Source organism: Olleya namhaensis, from assembly GCF_900114005.1.
Classification (GTDB): domain Bacteria; phylum Bacteroidota; class Bacteroidia; order Flavobacteriales; family Flavobacteriaceae; genus Olleya; species Olleya namhaensis.
Map to the genome: position 1 here is coordinate 676,939 of NZ_FORM01000001.1, position 19,247 is coordinate 696,185.

General features: G+C 35.1%; 7 protein-coding genes and 1 tRNA gene. 7 read left to right on the forward strand and 1 reads right to left on the reverse strand.

Features of this window, described 5'->3' with window-relative positions; all coding sequences use genetic code 11:
- The first annotated feature begins 149 nt into the window (after positions 1–149).
- Both rseP and BMZ09_RS03000 read left to right on the forward strand, forming a co-directional pair.
- The gene (gene rseP / locus BMZ09_RS02995; protein WP_090837346.1) at positions 150–1,493 is read left to right on the forward strand and encodes an RIP metalloprotease RseP; all 1,344 of its coding nucleotides are present in this window, start codon (positions 150–152) and stop codon (positions 1,491–1,493) included.
- Between the two features lie 70 nt (positions 1,494–1,563).
- A tRNA-Asn gene (locus tag BMZ09_RS03000) sits at positions 1,564–1,637 on the forward strand.
- A gap of 122 nt (positions 1,638–1,759) precedes the next feature.
- On the opposite strand, the gene BMZ09_RS03005 is transcribed toward BMZ09_RS03000, so the two are convergent.
- Positions 1,760–2,701, reverse strand: coding sequence for an NAD-dependent epimerase/dehydratase family protein (locus tag BMZ09_RS03005; protein WP_090837347.1), 942 nt, complete (start codon positions 2,699–2,701; stop codon positions 1,760–1,762).
- A 160-nt stretch (positions 2,702–2,861) separates the two neighbouring features.
- Here BMZ09_RS03005 and BMZ09_RS03015 point away from each other — a divergent pair, with 160 nt between their 5' ends.
- The 5 genes from BMZ09_RS03015 to BMZ09_RS03035 all read left to right on the forward strand — a co-directional run.
- Entirely contained in the window at positions 2,862–3,383 is a 522-nt protein-coding gene (locus tag BMZ09_RS03015) for a hypothetical protein (RefSeq protein ID WP_090837351.1), read from the forward strand.
- Position 3,384: 1 nt separating this feature from the next.
- The gene (locus tag BMZ09_RS03020; protein WP_090837353.1) at positions 3,385–3,897 is read left to right on the forward strand and encodes a nuclear transport factor 2 family protein; all 513 of its coding nucleotides are present in this window, start codon (positions 3,385–3,387) and stop codon (positions 3,895–3,897) included.
- A 100-nt stretch (positions 3,898–3,997) separates the two neighbouring features.
- Positions 3,998–7,456: a T9SS type A sorting domain-containing protein gene (locus tag BMZ09_RS03025; RefSeq protein ID WP_090837354.1), complete on the forward strand. Its 3,459-nt coding sequence runs from the start codon at positions 3,998–4,000 to the stop codon at positions 7,454–7,456.
- Positions 7,457–7,555: 99 nt separating this feature from the next.
- Positions 7,556–9,658 (forward strand): M13 family metallopeptidase, encoded by a 2,103-nt coding sequence (locus BMZ09_RS03030; protein ID WP_090837356.1) that lies wholly within the window; start codon positions 7,556–7,558, stop codon positions 9,656–9,658.
- A 460-nt stretch (positions 9,659–10,118) separates the two neighbouring features.
- On the forward strand, positions 10,119–19,247 hold a 9,129-nt coding region (locus BMZ09_RS03035), incomplete at its 3' end, for an Ig-like domain-containing protein (RefSeq protein WP_177183499.1).

Here is a 19,247-nt window from a genome sequence, read left to right on the forward strand (position 1 = left end):
TATACTGCAAAAATACAATGAAAACCTTAGGTTATCTTATGACATTACTCATAAAATTTGTTAATTCTCGAAAGCATTAAAGCTATTGTTTTTTAAACTAATGGTAAATAGTTACTTTTGGCGCTTATTAAAAAGAATAGAAACACTACATGGAGTTTATTATAAAAATTGGACAGTTTTTGTTAAGTCTGTCATTATTAATTGTTTTACATGAGTTAGGACATTTTATTCCTGCTAAATTATTTAAAACAAGAGTTGAAAAATTCTACTTATTTTTTGATGTTAAATATTCGTTATTCAAAAAGAAAATCGGAGAAACCGTTTATGGTATAGGTTGGTTGCCACTTGGAGGTTATGTTAAGATTTCTGGGATGATAGATGAGAGTATGGATAAGGAGCAAATGGCTTTGCCACCACAACCATGGGAGTTTAGATCTAAGCCGGCTTGGCAGCGTTTAATTATTATGTTAGGTGGTGTTTTTGTCAACTTTGTGTTAGCCTACGTTATATATGTAATCATGTCTTTTACTTATGGTGATACAGATGTTACTGCCAAAAGTATGAAAGACGGATATTGGATTGATAATCCATTATTGGTAGATTTAGGTTTTAAAACTGGAGATAAAATTATAGCTGTTGATGGTCAAAAAGTAGATAGCCATCTAGATGTTGTAAAAAACATAATTAAGACAGAAAAGTATACTATTGATAGAAATGGAGAAACTGTAGATTTACAATTACCTGTAGATTTTCTAGGACAATTGTCTTCAAGAAAAGTAAAAGGTGGTTTGTTTAAATTAAGATTTCCTTTTATGGTTGGAGAAGTGTCCGATACTATGGTTAATAAAGGTGTTGATTTAAAAGAAGGAGATATCTTATTAACCGTAGATAATAAACCGCTTAGATATTATGATGAAGTAGGTGATAGATTGATGGCTTATAAAAACCAAACAATAACGTCTACCTTTTTAAGAGGTACTGAAACAATTACAAGACAGTTACAAGTAAATAACGATGGAAAGCTTGGTATTATGCCAGGTGAAGACGCAAAGCGTTTTGATGCGCTTGGTTATTATGATAAGACATTAAAAGAATATACCTTTTTAGAAAGTTTTGTTGGCGGTAAGGATAAGTTTGTAGATCAAGTTGGAGGTTATTTTGATCAGTTAGGAAAGATTTTTAGTCCAAGCACAGGGGCTTATAAAGGTGTAGGAGGATTTAAAGCCATATACGATGTTTTTCCAAGTACTTGGATTTGGCAAAATTTTTGGGGATTAACTGCCTTTTTATCTATTATGCTTGGTGTTTTAAATTTATTGCCAATTCCTGCTTTAGATGGAGGACATGTTGTGTTTTTATTGTTCGAAATCGTATCAGGGCGTAAGCCAAGCGAGAAATTTTTAGAGAAAGCGCAAGTCGTTGGATTCTTCATTTTAATAGCGTTAGTCTTGTTTGCGAACGGTAATGATATCTTTAAAGCAATATTTAATTAAAAAAAATTAATTTTTGTTTTGCAGAAGTCAAAAAAGATTCTATATTTGCACTCGCAATAGCGAAAAACACTCCTCCTTAGCTCAGTTGGTTAGAGCATCTGACTGTTAATCAGAGGGTCCTTAGTTCGAGCCTAAGAGGAGGAGCAAGTTGTAAACCACTTACAGTAATGTAAGTGGTTTTTTTGTGGAATAAAGTGTGGTTTTAAAGCATAAAAAAGCCTCTAGTACTATTAGAGGCTTTTTAGATATCTTATGTAATCTGGTAATTACTTGCTTAGGTTTTTAAGCATGTCTTTTGTAATACCATCTAAATTGTATTGGTGTTTCCAGTTCCATTGCGCCCTAGCTTCTGTATCGTCAATGCTACTAGGCCAAGAATCGGCAATTTGCTGTCTAAAATCAGGAGTGTAGCTTATTTCAAATTCTGGAATTTGTTTTTTAATAGACTCAGCAATCTGTTTTGGTGTAAAACTTATCCCAGACAGGTTGTAAGACGATCGTATTTGTACGTTCTCTTCTTTAGTAGACATAAGAGATACCGTAGCGTCAATAGCATCATCCATGTACATCATAGGTAAAGCAGTGTTTTCGCTTAAAAAACAATCATATTTTTTCGCTTTTAAAGCTTCGTGATAGATTTCTACCGCATAATCTGTTGTTCCACCACCGGGAAGTGTTTTCCAGCTAATAATACCTGGGTAACGGATGCTTCTAACATCTACATTGTATTTTTCATGGTAGTATTGACACCAGCGCTCACCAACTTGTTTGGTAATACCGTATACCGTTGTCGGTTCCATAACAGTGTGCTGTGGCGTGTCTTCTCTTGGAGTTGTTGGTCCAAAAACAGCAATACTTGATGGCCAAAATACTTTTTTAATGGCCTTAGCTTTAGCAAGGTTTAAAACATGAAAAAGCGATTGCATGTTTAAATCCCAAGCTTTCATTGGATATTTTTCTCCTGTAGCGCTAAGTATAGCTGCCATTAGGTAAATAGTGTCCACATTGTGTTTTTCACAACATATTTTTATTGAAGCATAATCCATGGCATCAATAATTTCGAAAGTACCAGAATTTACTAGTCCTACGTTGTTGTAATTTAGGTCACTTGCAATAACATTTTCGTCGCCATGTATTGCTCTTAATTTATAAGTCAGTTCAGAGCCTATTTGGCCACCTGCACCAATGATTAGTATTTTTCCACTCATTTCTTTGGATTATTTATAAAATATGCCCTCAAAAGTAATAACATTTTGAGGATTTATTAATAAAAATAGTATAAAAGTGTTTGTAAAAACATTTTTATCATTTGGTAAAATGTAATTCATTAAACTAATATATTTGTACGTCAAATATTTAATTTTTATTATGAAATTTTTTAATTTTTTATTAGTTATCACTTTGTTGTTTTCATCTTGTAAAAAAGAAAGTGAAGTTGCGGTTATTGATGACGGTTTTACTGCAATTGACACGTTATTACTTACTAAAAAAGACATAAAAAAAATTACTTATCAAGACATTGCTATAGATGCGAAGGCTAATGCTGTAATCTCTAATTGGCAAGCGTATTTAGATGTAGCAAATGGTATACAAAATTTGTCTACTCCAGATTTTACGTTTTTTAATGCAGATGTAGATTTATTTAATTCTACTATAAAGGATTTAGAAGAAACTATTCCGGAAGCTATTAATACGCAAGCAATAAAAGCAAGGGTTTTGGTGTTAAAAACCATGCTTTTAAAATTTCAAGAGATCGAAGCTTTAAAATCTAGTACTAAGAAGGAAAAGTTATTAGCAATACGTCAAGTGTTTTTTGCGCAATCAAATTTGAATTTGCAAATCAATAAAAAAATTGAGAAGGATAATCAAACCATTGTTAAACCATTTTAATATGAAATACTTTACGCTTACTTTATTAGCTGCTTTTACTATTTTTTCTTGTAATAAAAAAGAAGAAAAAATTAATCCTGATTTGGTTAAAAAAGACATCACAACTAATATAGAGGCGTGGCATAAAGCAGCAGCTGATGCTGATTTTGAGGCGTATTTTAGTTTAATGACGGAAGATGGTGTGTTTATTGGTACAGATGCTTCTGAAAATTGGCAGTTAAAAGACTTTAAGTCTTATTCAAAACCACATTTTGATAAAGGAAAAGCATGGCGATTTACAACTCTAGAAAGGCATGTATATTTAGATAAAACTCAAAATTTAGCTTGGTTTGATGAGTTGCTAGATACACAAATGGAAATTTGTAGAGGTTCTGGAGTAGTGGAAAAGGTGGATGGTATATGGAAGGTAAAGCATTATGTCTTATCCATCACTATACCTAATAATAAGGTAAGTGATGTTATTGTTATGAAAAAAGAAATAGATAGTGTTACTAAAGCAAAATTAAGAGAGTAGCAATAAATAGAACTCTATAGTGGTGTTTTATCGATGTTTTTGTTAAATAAACGTGGGTTTATATATAAAACAGTTATTTTTGATTTGAAAAAATCGAAAAATGAAAAAAATATTATCCCTATTGTTTTTACTATCTGTGTCCATTTCTTATGGGCAGTTTAATCAGGATGCGCCATGGATGAGCGACCTAAATAGGACATCACGTACTGATGCAAATCCTGTTAAATTTCAAGAAATTGTAAGTGCTTTTAATACCTATTGGGAAACAAGAGATCCTAATGTTAAAGGTAGTGGTTATAAGCCGTTTAAAAGGTGGGAAACCTATTGGTCTAATTTTGTAAAACAAGATGGGACATTGCCAACGTCTTTAGAGTTGTGGAACACGTATTTGACTGTTCATGGTCAAAATACTAATTCTAGAAGTAGTAATGTTTTAGTAGACGAGAGTAACTGGATCCCTGTAGGTCCTTTTTCTCATAGCAATACAGGGTCTTGGTCTCCTGGTCAAGGACGTGTTAATGTAGTAGTTCAAGATCCAAATACACCAACAACTATTTATGCTGGTGCTCCGGCAGGTGGTTTATGGAAATCTACAGATGCTGGTCTTAATTGGATTACTACTACAGACGATTTACCACAAATAGGAGTGTCCGGAATTGCAATAGATCAAAATAATTCAAACATTATATATATCGCTACAGGAGATGACGATGCTGAGGATTCTTTTAGCATTGGTGTTATGAAGTCTATAGATGGTGGATTAACATGGAATACTACGGGGCTGAATGTGACAAATAGTCCAAACTTAATGAACGACATTTATATTAACCCTAATGATTCTAATATACTATGGGTTGCTACTACTGATGGCGTTTATAAAACAACAGACGCTGGGGTTACATGGTCCAATCAAACTAGTGGTGGATTGTCTAATGGTACTACGGGAATTAATATTAGAGATTTAAAAGTAAAGCCAGAAAATCCTAATATCTTATATGCTGTATCTAGTAACACTTTTTATTTATCTGTAAATGGCGGTGAATCATTTTTTGGGACAGGAACAGGATTACCAGCTTCAGGTATTTCTAGATATGTAATTGATGTTACACCAGCTAACCCTAACGTAGTTTATGTGCTAGCTTCAAATAATTCTTTTGGTTTTGCAGGAGTTTTTAAGTCGGTAAATTCTGGAGTAGCATTTACACAAGTGGCTTCTCTAGCTAGTAATGGAGATATTTTTGAATCAACACAATCTTGGTACGATTTAGCTTTTGCTGTTTCTGATACCGATGAGAACGAAATTTATACAGGAGTACTTAATATATGGAAAGGTATTGTTAATGGAACACAAACTAATTTTACAAAGTTGAATGATTGGAGTGCGCCTTTTCAATCAGCATATTCTCATGCAGATATTCATTTTTTAAGATTTTTTAATGGTGATTTGTATGCAGGTACTGATGGTGGTTTTTATAAATCTACAAACGGAGGTTCTAGTTTTACAGATTTAACAGCCGGAATGCAAATCAGTCAATTTTATAGAGTAGCAGTTGCTAAACAAACATCAGATAAAATAGTAGGAGGATTGCAAGATAATGGAGGTCATGCATTTAATAATGGGCAATGGCAAAACTATTATGGTGCAGATGGAATGGACACCGCAATAGATCCTGCTAACTCAAATAATTTTTATGGTTTTACTCAAAACGGAGGAGGATTGTATACGTCTACTTCAGCGGGTGCTAATATTTCAGGGTCTGTCGCTTCTCCTGCAGGAGAAAATGGTAATTGGATTACACCTCTTGTTATGAATAGTGATAGTCAATTGTATTCTGGATATAGGTCTTTGTATAAACTAGAAAACAATAATTGGGTCGCGATTTCTCAACCTTTTGGTTCTAATATTGATGTTTTAGAAATTGACGATTTAGATACCAATGTTATTTATATTGCTACAAATTCAACTATAAGGAAAAGTGTTAATGCTGGTGTTGATTTTTCTTTTCTAGAAACATTTACTTCAAACATTACTTCAATAGAGGTTAATAATACAGATAATAATATTGTGTATGTTACAACATCGGGGACCGATGGACAAGTTTTTAAATCTATAGATGGAGGACTTAATTTTGTTAATATTTCAACAGGTTTGCCTGATGTAACTAAAAACAGCATTAAACATCAAGCTTTACATTCTAAAAATCCGCTGTATTTAGGAACAAGTTTAGGGGTTTATAGGTATGATGATGATACATTGGCGTGGGAGTTGTTTAATATTGGCTTGCCAAACGTGTCTGTAACAGATGTAGAACTTAATGTTTTAGATGATAAGATAACAGCTGCAACTTATGGGAGAGGAATTTGGCAATCAGAGATTCCTACAGAATTAGCTGCTGCTGATGTAAGATTAGTTTCTCTTGAAGGCATCAATGATGCTATCGAGTGTAATGCAAATATTGCTCCACAAGTAGAAATTGAAAATAATGGTATATCAACAATTACTTCTGTAGACTTTACATATTATATAGATGGGATTCCAAGTAATTTTAGTTGGGCAGGGACTTTAGTGTCTGAAGCAACTACAGTAATTGACTTACCTCAATTTACTTTAGATAAAGGAAGGCATGTTTTTAAAGTTAGCTCTACAACTACAGGTGATGTTTACGATATAAATAATGATTCTGAGCAAAAAGTAATATTTGCTAATCAAAGTGGTGTGGTAGATGTAGTGAATACTTTTCAAACAGATCAAGAAGAACTTTTGGTGTTTGATCAAGGAGCATCTACTCAATATTGGGAGCGTGGTGTACCTAATGGTCTTTTGTTAAATAATAATGGTGCTGATTTATCTAATCAGGTTTATGCAACAAATTTAACAGGGGATTATGCTAACGAAACAAAAAGTTATTTGGTAACCGAATGTTACGATTTGTCAACCTTGGCGGATCCGCAAATTAAATTTGATATGGCTTTTGAGCTAGAAGAAAATTGGGATATCGTTTATATGGAGTACTCTATAGACCAGGGTGTAAATTGGACTGTTTTGGGAGATGCAACAAATGCTAATTGGTATAACAATGCAACAGAAACAGGAGAGAACAATACTTGTTTTAATTGTCCTGGTGCGCAATGGACTGGGGTCGCTCCAGAATATGCTGTATTAACAGAGTATAGTTATGACTTGACACCGTTTAATGCAGAAACAAATATGATGTTTAGATTTGTATTTCATTCTGATCAATCTGTAGTAGAAGAAGGTGTTATTGTAGATAATTTGGTAATAACAGGTAATGCTCTTAGTGTAGCTGAGTTTTCAGAAAGTAATTTCTTGGTTTTTCCAAACCCATCAGAAGGTGTCTTTAATATAAAGACTAAAACTATTAATACATTTAATATTAGTGTATACGATGTAACAGGAAAAATGATGTATCAAAAGCAAGATGCACAAACTAATAATAATAACTACAAATTAGATTTAAGCAAGTATTCTACAGGGGTCTATTTTCTAAATTTAGAAACTGAGACTAGTAAAATAACAAAAAAGCTAATAGTTAATTAATAGTTAATTTATACTTAAAAAAAGCACCTTATTAAATTCTTAAAGGTGCTTTTTTATATCTTGAACCCTTATTAAAATGTTTTTATAAACACTATTTATATGAAAATCAACCTTAAAAAAACAACTGTAATAGGTATAGTTGGCTGCTTGACCATCTTAGGATGTAAAGAAGAACAGAAGCAAGCAGAACCTTCTGCTCAATTAGAAGTAGTTCCTGGAATCAATCTTGATTACATGGATAAAACCACACAGCCTAAAGAAGATTTCTTTAGATATGTAAATGGAAAATGGTTGGAAAATAATGAGATTCCGGATGATCAATCAACTTGGGGTAGTTTTCAAGAATTGCGTAAAAAAACAGATTCGGATGCATTAGGTATTTTAAAGTCTGCAATGTCAGATAATAAAGATTTAGAAAGTATAAAAGTATTACCAGGTTCAGACCAAGAAAAGGCGGTACATTATTACCAAACTATAATGGATACTGTAGGTCGTAACAAGTTAGGTATTGATCCAGTAAAACCATATTTAGAAAAAATCGCTAATATTAAAAACAGCGATGACTTACAGGCTTACATGATAGAGATGGAGCCAAAAGGAGGTGGCGGTTTATACGGTTTTGGTGTAGGTTCTGATCCAAAAGACAGTAATCGTAATGTTGCTTATTTAGGTGGAGGTAGCACTGGTTTACCTGATAGAGATTATTACATTAAAGATGATGCCGATTCTAAAGAGAAAAGAGAATTGTATGTAGCGCATATCACTAGAATGTTACAGTTTTTAGGAGATAATGAAGCAGATGCAAAAACACAAGCTAATCAAGTCTTAGCTTTCGAAACAAGATTAGCAGAAGCTAAAATGGATAAAGTAGATCGTCGTGATGCACGTAAGCGTTACAATCCTAGATCTATTGAAGAGGTTCAAAAAATGGTGCCTGCTGTAAATTGGAAAAACTTTTTAACTGGTATTGGTGTTAAAAAATTAGATACTGTAATTATTGGTGATCTTGGTTATTTTAAAAGATTACAAGAAGTATTAGCAGAAGAAAATGTTAGTGATTGGAAAGCATATTTAAAATGGTTGACATTTAATAATTCAGCAGGATTTTTAAGTACAGATATTGAAAACGCTAATTGGGAGTTTTACGGTAAAGAATTAAATGGTGCTAAAGCGCAACGTCCCAGAGACGAGCGTGCATTAGGAGCTTTAAACGGAACAATTGGAGAAGCTTTAGGTAAATTATACGTTGATAAGAAGTTTCCTGCGGAGGCTAAAATCAAAGCAGAAAAGATGATTAAGAATGTAATATTAGCATTCGAAAATCGTATTAATAAATTAGACTGGATGAGTCCAGAAACTAAATTAAAGGCAATTGAAAAGTTAAAAGCAACTAAAGTGAAAATTGCTTATCCAGATCAGTGGAAAGATTATTCAGAATTACAAATTAGTAGTGTGGAAAATGGAGGGTCTTATTTACAGAACTCTTTAAATGCACGTGCTTGGGGATTTAAAGATGATATTGAAAAATTAGGAAAACCTGTTGATAAATCAGAATGGTATATGGCACCACAAGTAGTTAATGCATATTTTAACCCTGCATATAATGAGATTGTTTTTCCAGCAGCTATTTTACAACCGCCATTTTATAATTTTAATGCCGATGATGCCGTAAATTACGGTGGAATTGGAGCGGTAATTGGACACGAGATTTCTCATAGTTTTGATGATTCAGGATCACGTTACGATAAAGACGGTAATTTAAATAACTGGTGGACGGATGAAGATCTTAAACAGTTTGAAGGTTTAGGTAAAAAATTAGCAGATCAATATAGTGCTATCGAGGTGCTTCCTGAAACAAATATTAATGGTGCTTTTACTTTAGGGGAAAACATCGGAGATTTAGGAGGAGTACTTGCAGCCTATGATGCTTTACAAATGAGTTTTGAGCAAGATGGTAAACGTCCAGAAGATATTGACGGTTATACTGCAGAGCAACGCTTTTTTATGAGTTGGGCAACAGTATGGAGAACAAAAATGCGTGATGACGCTTTAAAGACAAGAATAAAAACAGATCCTCATTCTCCAGGAATGACCAGAGCTGTACAACCTTTATTAAATATAGATACTTTTTACGAGGCGTTTGATATTAAAGAAGGTGATAATATGTACATAGCACCAGAGGATAGAGTTAGAATTTGGTAGAATAATTTTTACTAGTTATATAAAAAAGAGCGACTTAACAGTCGTTCTTTTTTTTGTTTAACGGTGATAAATGCATTTTATAGGTTTTCTTTTTATCTTATTGCCTTAAAAAACTGCTATTCATCGACTATAATGGTTGTTTCATCGAAAATTATGATTAAATTACAATAACGTAAACTACTTTTGTTAATATTTTAAGATAATTACACTATATTAATATTTCAGTAAAAACCACATTGAATAAAGTTAAACAAACCCAATACCATTTTAATAAGTTAATACTTATGACAAAAAATACCCAACCCAAATTAAATCAATTCTATTTTGACATCGAAGTTTTAACTTCTTTATTAGTCTCATTTAATTGTTTTCTTCAGTATCGCTTTACTAAGAAATCAGTTCAAATGGTGTCGTCTTATAATAATAGAAGTATAATAGTAAAAAGTTAAATTTTAAATTTATGAAAAACAATTACTCTAACCTTTTCGCTTTTCTGGACTCTTGGAAGCAAAGAAGTGTTTTGCTTTTAGCGATTTTCGCTATGAGTTTCGCAACTTCTTCGTTTGCTCAAGATTATGCCAATGACGATTTTGAAGTTGTTTACCAACCTATTTTAGCGTCTTCAGCTGCAGCTGTAGGTATTGGTCCTGGTAACGAAGCCTTCAATGAAGTCGGTATTACCTCTTTGGGGTCCACAACCAATAATGTTTTGGTTACTATCAATCTAGCTCCTGGTATTGATTACATTCCGGGTACAGCAGCTATTACTTCGTCAAATCCTAATTTGCCAGGAGATGTCTTTGTTGTTTTAGATGCTGATATTACAGATTTAAATAATCCAGTTTTTGCTGTTAATAGAAATGACGCTGCTACAAATTGGGGTGCAGGAGGTTCTGCCTCTTTTGTTTTCCAACGTACTGCAGATTGTGATGCGGTAGTGCATAAAGAAAATAGTGGTACATTTAAAGATTACGTTATTTTAAATTACTCAGGTGGAGAAGGGTTTGGTGAAGATACCAATCCAAACACTGGAACTTATAATTTAATTGCACCATCTTTATTAGTGGATTCACCAATATTATCTGTAGAAGCAATTGTAGGTAGTACACATACAAGAGAGATATCAGATATTAATGCTGGTAATTCAGGGACAACAACAGGTTATCACTCGGTAGCTTATGGTAATGATATTACAGACTATAAATTGTTTTATGGAGGTGTAGAGCTTTCACCTATAGATCCTTTTTCTAATCCATTAGTATATCCATATGATATGTCTGTTGCGCCTTTTAGTGCAGGTAACGGAGCGTTTGAAGATGGTAATAGTGTTTTTAATGATGGTGAAACTTTAGTCTTTACGGAAGAGTTTGGTTTGGCGTCTTGTGGTTCTTCCACAGCGGATACAAACGTAACGCATCGCGCAGGTTGGGATTGTTATTTGTCTCAGCCAGTTGTAGGTTCTGTTCTTTTTGGAGCTGCAATACCTACTTTAACTTTTACTACAATAAGTAATCCTAGAGAAATTTGTGGTACAAACACAGTTGTAGTAGAAATTCAAAATACAGGAACGGGTGCTGCTGCTTGGGCAAAAGATGTTAGATTATCTTTTGGTTTAGGTAGTAATGGACAATTATTAAATATTGGATACGATAATAACAATCGTTGGCCAAGTACATTTTACGATCAAAAAATATTTACTAATTTTAGATTAGGTGTCGGAGGGGATCAAACTAATGTGTCTAGTGATATTTCAGGTTGGACTCCAGCAAATGCAACTTATGCATCTTATGGAGATACTCAAATGTTAGAAGAAAATACGTTAAGTACCGATCCAGATGGAGTCGGTGGTTTTTCTGATATAGATAACGATGGTTCTTTTGATGATATAGCACCTGGTGATACAGTTACCTTAACATATGACATTACTTTTGTTGATGACGATGTTTTTACTTGTAGTTCAGGATACGATCAAATACAAGATTGGGAACATATCTTTTTAAATGGTCTTGCCAAAACACAATGTGATGTAACAAGAGTGGGAGGTGTAGACTTAGGTTATGGTAACCTAGGAAGAGACTATACTAATCCTACGTTAAGAGAACAAGATACAGATACTACGGATGGGACAGTTTTTGAATTAGCCTTAAACCCTTATTTAGTTAATGCGGGTACTGCTTACAGAAATAATGGTGTAGGTTTATTTACAGCCAGTGCAGATAGTGAAATGATTGTGGAATTGGATGTGCCAGCTGGAGTAAGTTTAGATCTTGCGGCTGATCCTGCTTTTACACAACCAGGAGGTGAAGGTACACCGGTGTATTACAGTACAACAGATTTAATAAACGGTTACAACAACCGTAATGGTGGTGATCTTGATCGTTTTATTCGTTTTCCTTTAATAGCAACTTGTGCAACGCCAAACCCAATAGTTGTAGATTATAAAACAACTTATAATTGGAGAGATGCTAGTGGTGATATTTGTAAAACAAAGGACGTACATTGTGATACGTTTTTACCTGTTTTATTACACAATTGTGGATCTTGTCAAGGACCAAATATTACATCATTTGATTCTTATAGGATAACACCAGGTTATACGGATAACACGATGTCTACTTTAGTGACGTTGGATCCTGCAGTTCATGAGTTGAATCAATATTTAGCAGGGGATGATATGCGTGTTTCTGCTACAGGATTTATGAATAGTTCTGCCGGGAATATTCTTGGAGACGATTTGCATTTTAGACAAAAATACGATTTGCCAACATCTGCAACTTTAGGTCAAGAAACTATTAGGTTTATTGAAGGAGAAGTTTACTTTTTTGATGCTTCGGCAGGAACAACTACAGCAGTTACTGCTTTAAGTGCACCAACAATTATTCCAGATCCATCAGGAACTAATGACTTTATTGCGGATTTTGATTTTTCTAATGCAATACCTTTATTGGACTCGGGTACAGTTGATAATGGAGACGAATTTTTTATCCAAATGGATTGGCATTTTATGTTAGATACATATTATGCAAATACATTTAACACTATGGGCTTTAGAGGACGTTTCTTTACTATTGATGAAACAGGTGTGCATCCAAATGGTTATTTAAATAACAATACAGGAAATCGTGAAATTAGTTGTGATGATTGGGGAGATTCAGTAGAATTTACGAGGCCATTTTTAATTACAGGTGGGGCTAATCAAGCATTTGCAAATTGTGCAGAGCTTAACGCAATAGATTACAACTTATATGTAAGAGGGTCTATTGGTCATTTACATACCGGAGAGTACAGACCGTTTGCAACTATAAAGCAAATAGACTACGTAGTGCCAGATGGTATTAGAGTATTAGATGCAAGTCAGCAAACATCAGAGGGTGTATTCTGGGCAAGTAATGGAGATATGCAGTTAGTTCAGACAGGAAACAATACATGGACAGCAACTCCAGTTCCTGGAAGTGATTACCGAGATTCTGATCAAACAGGTCAAGCGGCATACAGAACTAACCTAAAAATAAAAGGGACATGTGAACTAGAGGAAGATACTGAAATTGATGTATTTACCACAATGGATTTATATCCATGGGCACATAATGTCTATGCAGATCCGGCTAAGTATGGAGAGGATCTTACTAGAATTCAAAACGTAACGTTTTCGGATGATGGTGATAACTCAAATGACTTAACAGGGGTTAACGGAAATAGAGATGCGGGGGCGGCTATAAGATTAAATTACACACCTCCTAGTTATAATTTTCAACCTTTAATTGGTTCAAATGTAGACGGATTTGGTCCTGAAGCATTCTTTGATTTGCAAATTGTTAATACTTCAACTTCTTCAATACCCTATCATTGGGTAAAAGTAGAAGCGGGAACCATTACTGTAACTAACGCTAGTATTGATGTGTTAGCAGATGGTTCTGGTGGAGGTACAGCAGTTGATCCAGCTACAGAAATTATTACCGATGCAGATGGTAATTTTTATGTTCAAGTTGGAGCAGTTGCAGCAGGAGCTAGTAAAAATATAAGAATTGCAGGAACCTATGATTTTTGTGATGAAACAGATGTAGATTTTTACCTTGGGTATGATTGTGATGCTTACCCAACAGACTATTCTACTACTACAGATTTCTGTTATAAGGAAATTGCAACAATTGCATTAATCCCTTCGGATGCATTAATTCAACAAACGGTGGTGTCACAACCTGCAGCAGCAGTAAATAATTGTGCGCCTTTTACCATAATATTAGAATATAATGCAGGTTTAAAAGCTACAGTTGTAGATCCTGTTTCTTCATTAGAACCTTTTGGAGGAACTTCAGCTTTAGATATTATTTTAATTGAATCAGAGTATCCTAAAAACTCAGGTAATTGGTCAGATATAACAAGTACAGTAGCTGATCTTACTACATCATACGAAATCCCATTAACGCACCCTGATATGGATGTATATGGAGGTTTACCCGGTACAGGAGCTGTAGGTGTAAGTGAAGACGATAGAAAAATTCAGATTCGTTATACATTACAAACAACTTGTGATTATCAATCTAATTCACCTATAAGTTTTAAAATTAATGGAAATGCACCATGTACAGAACCTGCACAAGGAGATAATACAAAAGTGCTTAGTGATGGTGTTATTGTAGATGGGTTAGAAGCGCCTTACAGAGCTTTCCCAGAATTAACAGTTCCAGATCCAATAGATGGTTGTGGTGCTAACTTTACTATAATTGATAAATCTACAATCAAAGATATTATTGGTAATCCACCTGCTTTAACGGGTACGGAAGATTTTGCAAAAGTAACTATACCAGTAGGTTTAGAATATGTTCCTGGAACGTTACAAGATACAGGAGGAGGTTCAGATAATATAATAATTGATAGTGAGTCACCTAATGAACTAATTGTAAAGTATCCAAGTGGGATGGTAAATGACGATACAATTGAGTTTTCTTTTGAAGTTACTCCTATTAATGGAATTTGTTCTGATGCGGCTTCTGTAACAGTAAGTAACTATATAGAAACTACTGGTACAACGTGTACAACTGGATCAGGTGTATCATGTACAGAGGCAATCATTCAAACAGGAAGTAGACAAAAAGATGTCGAAATACGTAAACCGGCTCCAGCAGCATTAAGTTCTTCAGAAGCAGTATTAGAAGAAACAGTATCTACTTTTGGTTATAGTCTTGCAACAATTACTATCGAAAATACAGGAGAATTAGAAATGCCTGCAGGTGCAGAGTTTAATTTCTATTGTGCTGATGCAGCAGGAGATCCTGCAGGTACTAGTATATTTACTGGTAACTTAGTGGGGGCGATTCCAGCGGGAGGTTCTTTAACAGAAGGTATCGAATTTAATGGTACAGAAGCTTGTGATGAGCTTACAGGGCTTGTATTTGTTATAGTGCCAAGTGATGCTAACTGTATGTGTGCACCTACACAAATTCCAATGGCATTACGCAGAGCAGCTATTCAAGCAATGCCAGATGATTTTGTAACAGCTGTTGACCAGTCTATCATTGCAAATTTATTTGAAGTGAATGATGGTTTTGGTGATGATCACGATGACGAAGATATTTTAGGAGAAGGTAATACAGTCGTGTCTAACTATACTCAGCCAGCTAATGGTACTGTAATAATAGACGACGATGGTAGAATGACCTTTATTCCGGCACCAGGTTGGTCTGGAGAAACATCTTTTGAATATACGATTCAGGACGAAGATGGTAACGAAAGTACTACTACAGTAACTATTCGTATACCAGATGGTCCAGTTGCAGAGGATGATGAGGATTTAGATAATCCAGCAGGTCCAGTAACAATGGATACATTAATTGGTGATAATGATATACCAAATACATTAGCTGATCCTTCAAATGCAATTGATCCTTCAACTGTAAACTTTGTAGATCCAGCAGCGACTGATACAAATGGAGATGGTTTTAATGATAGTTTAGTGGTTCCTAATGAAGGGACTTGGACAGTAGATCCTACCGGAGCAGTTACATTTACTCCAATAGCAGGGTTTACAGCAGATCCAACACCAATTAATTATGAAGTAAATGATACAGGCGGATTAACATCAAATGAGGCAACTCTTACAATTACATACGTAGTTGTTCCACCAGTACCTCAAGATGATTTTGATTTAGATAACGTATCTGGTTCAACAGTAACAATAGATGTATTTGCTAACAATCAAGATCCAGCAAATCCTAATCCTTTAGTAGATGCTGATGCTGATGGATCAGTAGATGTAGGAAGTGTTAGTTTAGTTATACCTCCAGGAGCTACAGGAATTAATGTAGTAGACGGAAATGTAACAGGATTTAACGTAGCGGGTGAAGGTACATGGAGTGTTAACCCTTTTACGGGAGCAGTAAGTTTTATTCCTTTATCGACGTTTACAGGTAATCCAACACCAGTTGATTATACAATTCAGGATAATGATGGTAATGTTAATTTACCAGCAGACAATGCAACTATAACAATTACATATACATGTAATTTACCAATACCAACATCACCAGATGCGACTCCAATGTCTTGTGTGGCAGATGGAAATACTATTGCAGATTTAGTTGTAGATAATACACCAGCAGGAGCAACAGTAATATGGTATGATGCTGCAGGTAATGTGTTATCGACTACAACACCTTTAACAAATGGAGTGAGTTATTTTGCAGGATTTGCAGAAGATGCACCTTCTACTTGTATGTCTAGTATGTCAGATAGATTAGAGTTTGTAGTAGCAGTTAATCCAGAACCAGAAGATCCAAATGGTGATTCTCATCAGGAATTCTGTGAGTCTGAAATGGCTACAGCAACTTTAGCTGATTTAGAAGTTACAACAGATGGTCAAACATTAACTTTAAATTATTATGACACTTTAGCAGATTACGAAGCTGATCCTAAAGTATCAATTCCTTCAACGACATTATTAACAGCGTTAACAGATGATTTAGTAGTAATTAGTCAAACTAATGCTGCAGGTTGTGAAAGTATAGATTTACTTACAGTAGTAGTAGATTTTATACCTCAAGCTAATCCTGGTGTTGATGGAGCAGTCACTGCAATATGTGATAATGTAGATTTATTTGCAGCTTTAGGTGGTGCCGATACAGGTGGTACTTGGAGTCCAAATTTAATTGATGGAATATTTGACCCAGCAGTTAATACTGCAGGGGTATATACATATACGATAAGTCAAGAAATGCCTTGTGTAGATGTTTCAGCATCGATAACTGTTACTAACGATTGGCCAACTGCTGATTGTGATGGTGATGGAGTAACAAACGCACAAGAAGTTTTAGATGGAACAGATCCAACTGACAGTTGTGAATTAGAAGTTGCAAGTCAAACATTAGCACCTGATGCAGCATGGTTAGCAGCAGATTGTGATGGTGACGGAGTAACTAATGAGCAAGAAGTTATAGATGGAACAGACCCAACAGAGGCTTGTGATTTCTTAACATCTAGTATTTCAGTAGCCGCAAGTTCTGAATGGAACCTCTTAGATTGTGATAACGATGGATTATCAAACGGAGATGAAATAACATTAGGAACGGACCCTCAAAACCCAGATTCAGATGGAGATGGTGTTATAGACGGAACAGAAGTTACAGATGGAACAAGCCCATTAGATAATTGTGACTTGGTTGTTAGAAATCAAACATTAACACCTGATGCAGCATGGCTAGCAGCAGATTGTGATGGAGATGGCGTAACAAACGAAGATGAATTAGCAGATGGAACAGATCTTCAAGATCCTTGTGATTTAGATGTAACAAGTCAAACAGCAACACCTGATGCTACATGGTTAGCAGCAGATTGTGATGGTGATGGAGTAACTAACGAGCAAGAAGTTATAGAGGGAACAGATCCTACAGATGGATGTGATTTCTTAACAGCTAGTATTACAGTAACAGCAAGTTCAGAATGGAACTTATTAGATTGTGATAATGATGGATTACCAAACGGAGATGAAATTACATTAGGAACGGACCCTCAAAACCCAGATTCAGATGGAGATGGTGTATTAGACGGAACAGAAGTTACTGATGGAACAAATCCTTTAGATAATTGTGAATTTGATTTTGATCACCAAACATTAACACCTGATGCAGCATGGTTAGCAGCAGATTGTGATGGAGATGGCGTAACAAACGAAGATGAATTAGCAGATGGAACAGATCCTCAAGATCCTTGTGATTTAGACGTAACAAGTCAAACAGCAACACCTGACGCTACATGGTTAGCAGCAGATTGTGATGGTGATGGAGTTACTAATGCACAAGAAGTTATAGATGGAACAGATCCTACAGATGGATGTGATTTCTTAACAACTAGTATTACAGTAACAGCAAGTCCAGAATGGAACTTATTAGATTGTGATAATGATGGATTACCAAACGGAGATGAAATTACATTAGGAACGGACCCTCAAAACCCAGATTCAGATGGAGATGGTGTTATAGACGGAACAGAAGTTACTGATGGAACAAGCCCATTAGATAATTGTGACTTGGTTGTTAGAAATCAAACATTAACACCTGATGCAGCATGGCTAGCAGCAGATTGTGATGGAGATGGCGTAACAAACGAAGATGAATTAGCAGATGGAACAGATCTTCAAGATCCTTGTGATTTAGATGTAACAAGTCAAACAGCAACACCTGATGCTACATGGTTAGCAGCAGATTGTGATGGTGATGGAGTAACAAATGAGCAAGAAGTTATAGATGGAACAGATCCTACAGATGGATGTGATTTCTTAACAGCTAGTATTACAGTAACAGCAAGTCCAGAATGGAACCTATTAGATTGTGATAACGATGGATTACCAAACGGAGATGAAATTACATTAGGAACAGATCCTCAAAACCCAGATTCAGATGGAGATGGAGTAATTGACGGAACGGAAGTTACTGATGGAACAAGCCCATTAGATAATTGTGACTTGGTTGTTAGAAATCAAACATTAACACCTGATGCAGCATGGCTAGCAGCAGATTGTGATGGAGATGGCGTAACAAACGAAGATGAATTAGCAGATGGAACAGATCCTCAAGATCCTTGTGATTTAGATGTAACAAGTCAAACAGCAACACCTGATGCAGCATGGTTAGCAGCAGATTGTGATGGTGATGGAGTAACAAATGAGCAAGAAGTGTTAGATGGAACAGATCCTACAGATGGATGTGATTTCTTAACAGCTAGTATTACAGTAACAGCAAGTTCTGAATGGAACCTGTTAGATTGTGATAATGACGGATTAACAAATGGAGATGAATTAACGGAAGGAACAGATCCTCAAAACCCAGATTCAGATGGAGATGGTGTATTAGACGGAACGGAAGTTACTGACGGAACAGATCCATTAGATAATTGTTCATTCGATATTACTCATCAAACAGTTACAGCAGATGCAGCATGGTTAGTAGCAGATTGTGACGGAGACGGAGTAACAAATGCACAAGAAGTATTAGATGGAACAGATCCATTAGACAATTGTGATTTTGATGTTGCCAGTCAAACAGCAACACCTGACGCTACATGGTTAGCAGCAGATTGTGATGGTGATGGAGTAACA

Coding starts and splice junctions, on each gene's coding strand:
- BMZ09_RS03015 (WP_090837351.1), top strand. CDS start 2,862: ATGAAATTTTTTAATTTTTTATTAGTTATCACTTTGTTGTTTTCATCT.
- rseP (WP_090837346.1), top strand. CDS start 150: ATGGAGTTTATTATAAAAATTGGACAGTTTTTGTTAAGTCTGTCATTA.
- BMZ09_RS03005 (WP_090837347.1), bottom strand. CDS start 2,701: ATGAGTGGAAAAATACTAATCATTGGTGCAGGTGGCCAAATAGGCTCT.
- BMZ09_RS03030 (WP_090837356.1), top strand. CDS start 7,556: ATGAAAATCAACCTTAAAAAAACAACTGTAATAGGTATAGTTGGCTGC.
- BMZ09_RS03020 (WP_090837353.1), top strand. CDS start 3,385: ATGAAATACTTTACGCTTACTTTATTAGCTGCTTTTACTATTTTTTCT.
- BMZ09_RS03025 (WP_090837354.1), top strand. CDS start 3,998: ATGAAAAAAATATTATCCCTATTGTTTTTACTATCTGTGTCCATTTCT.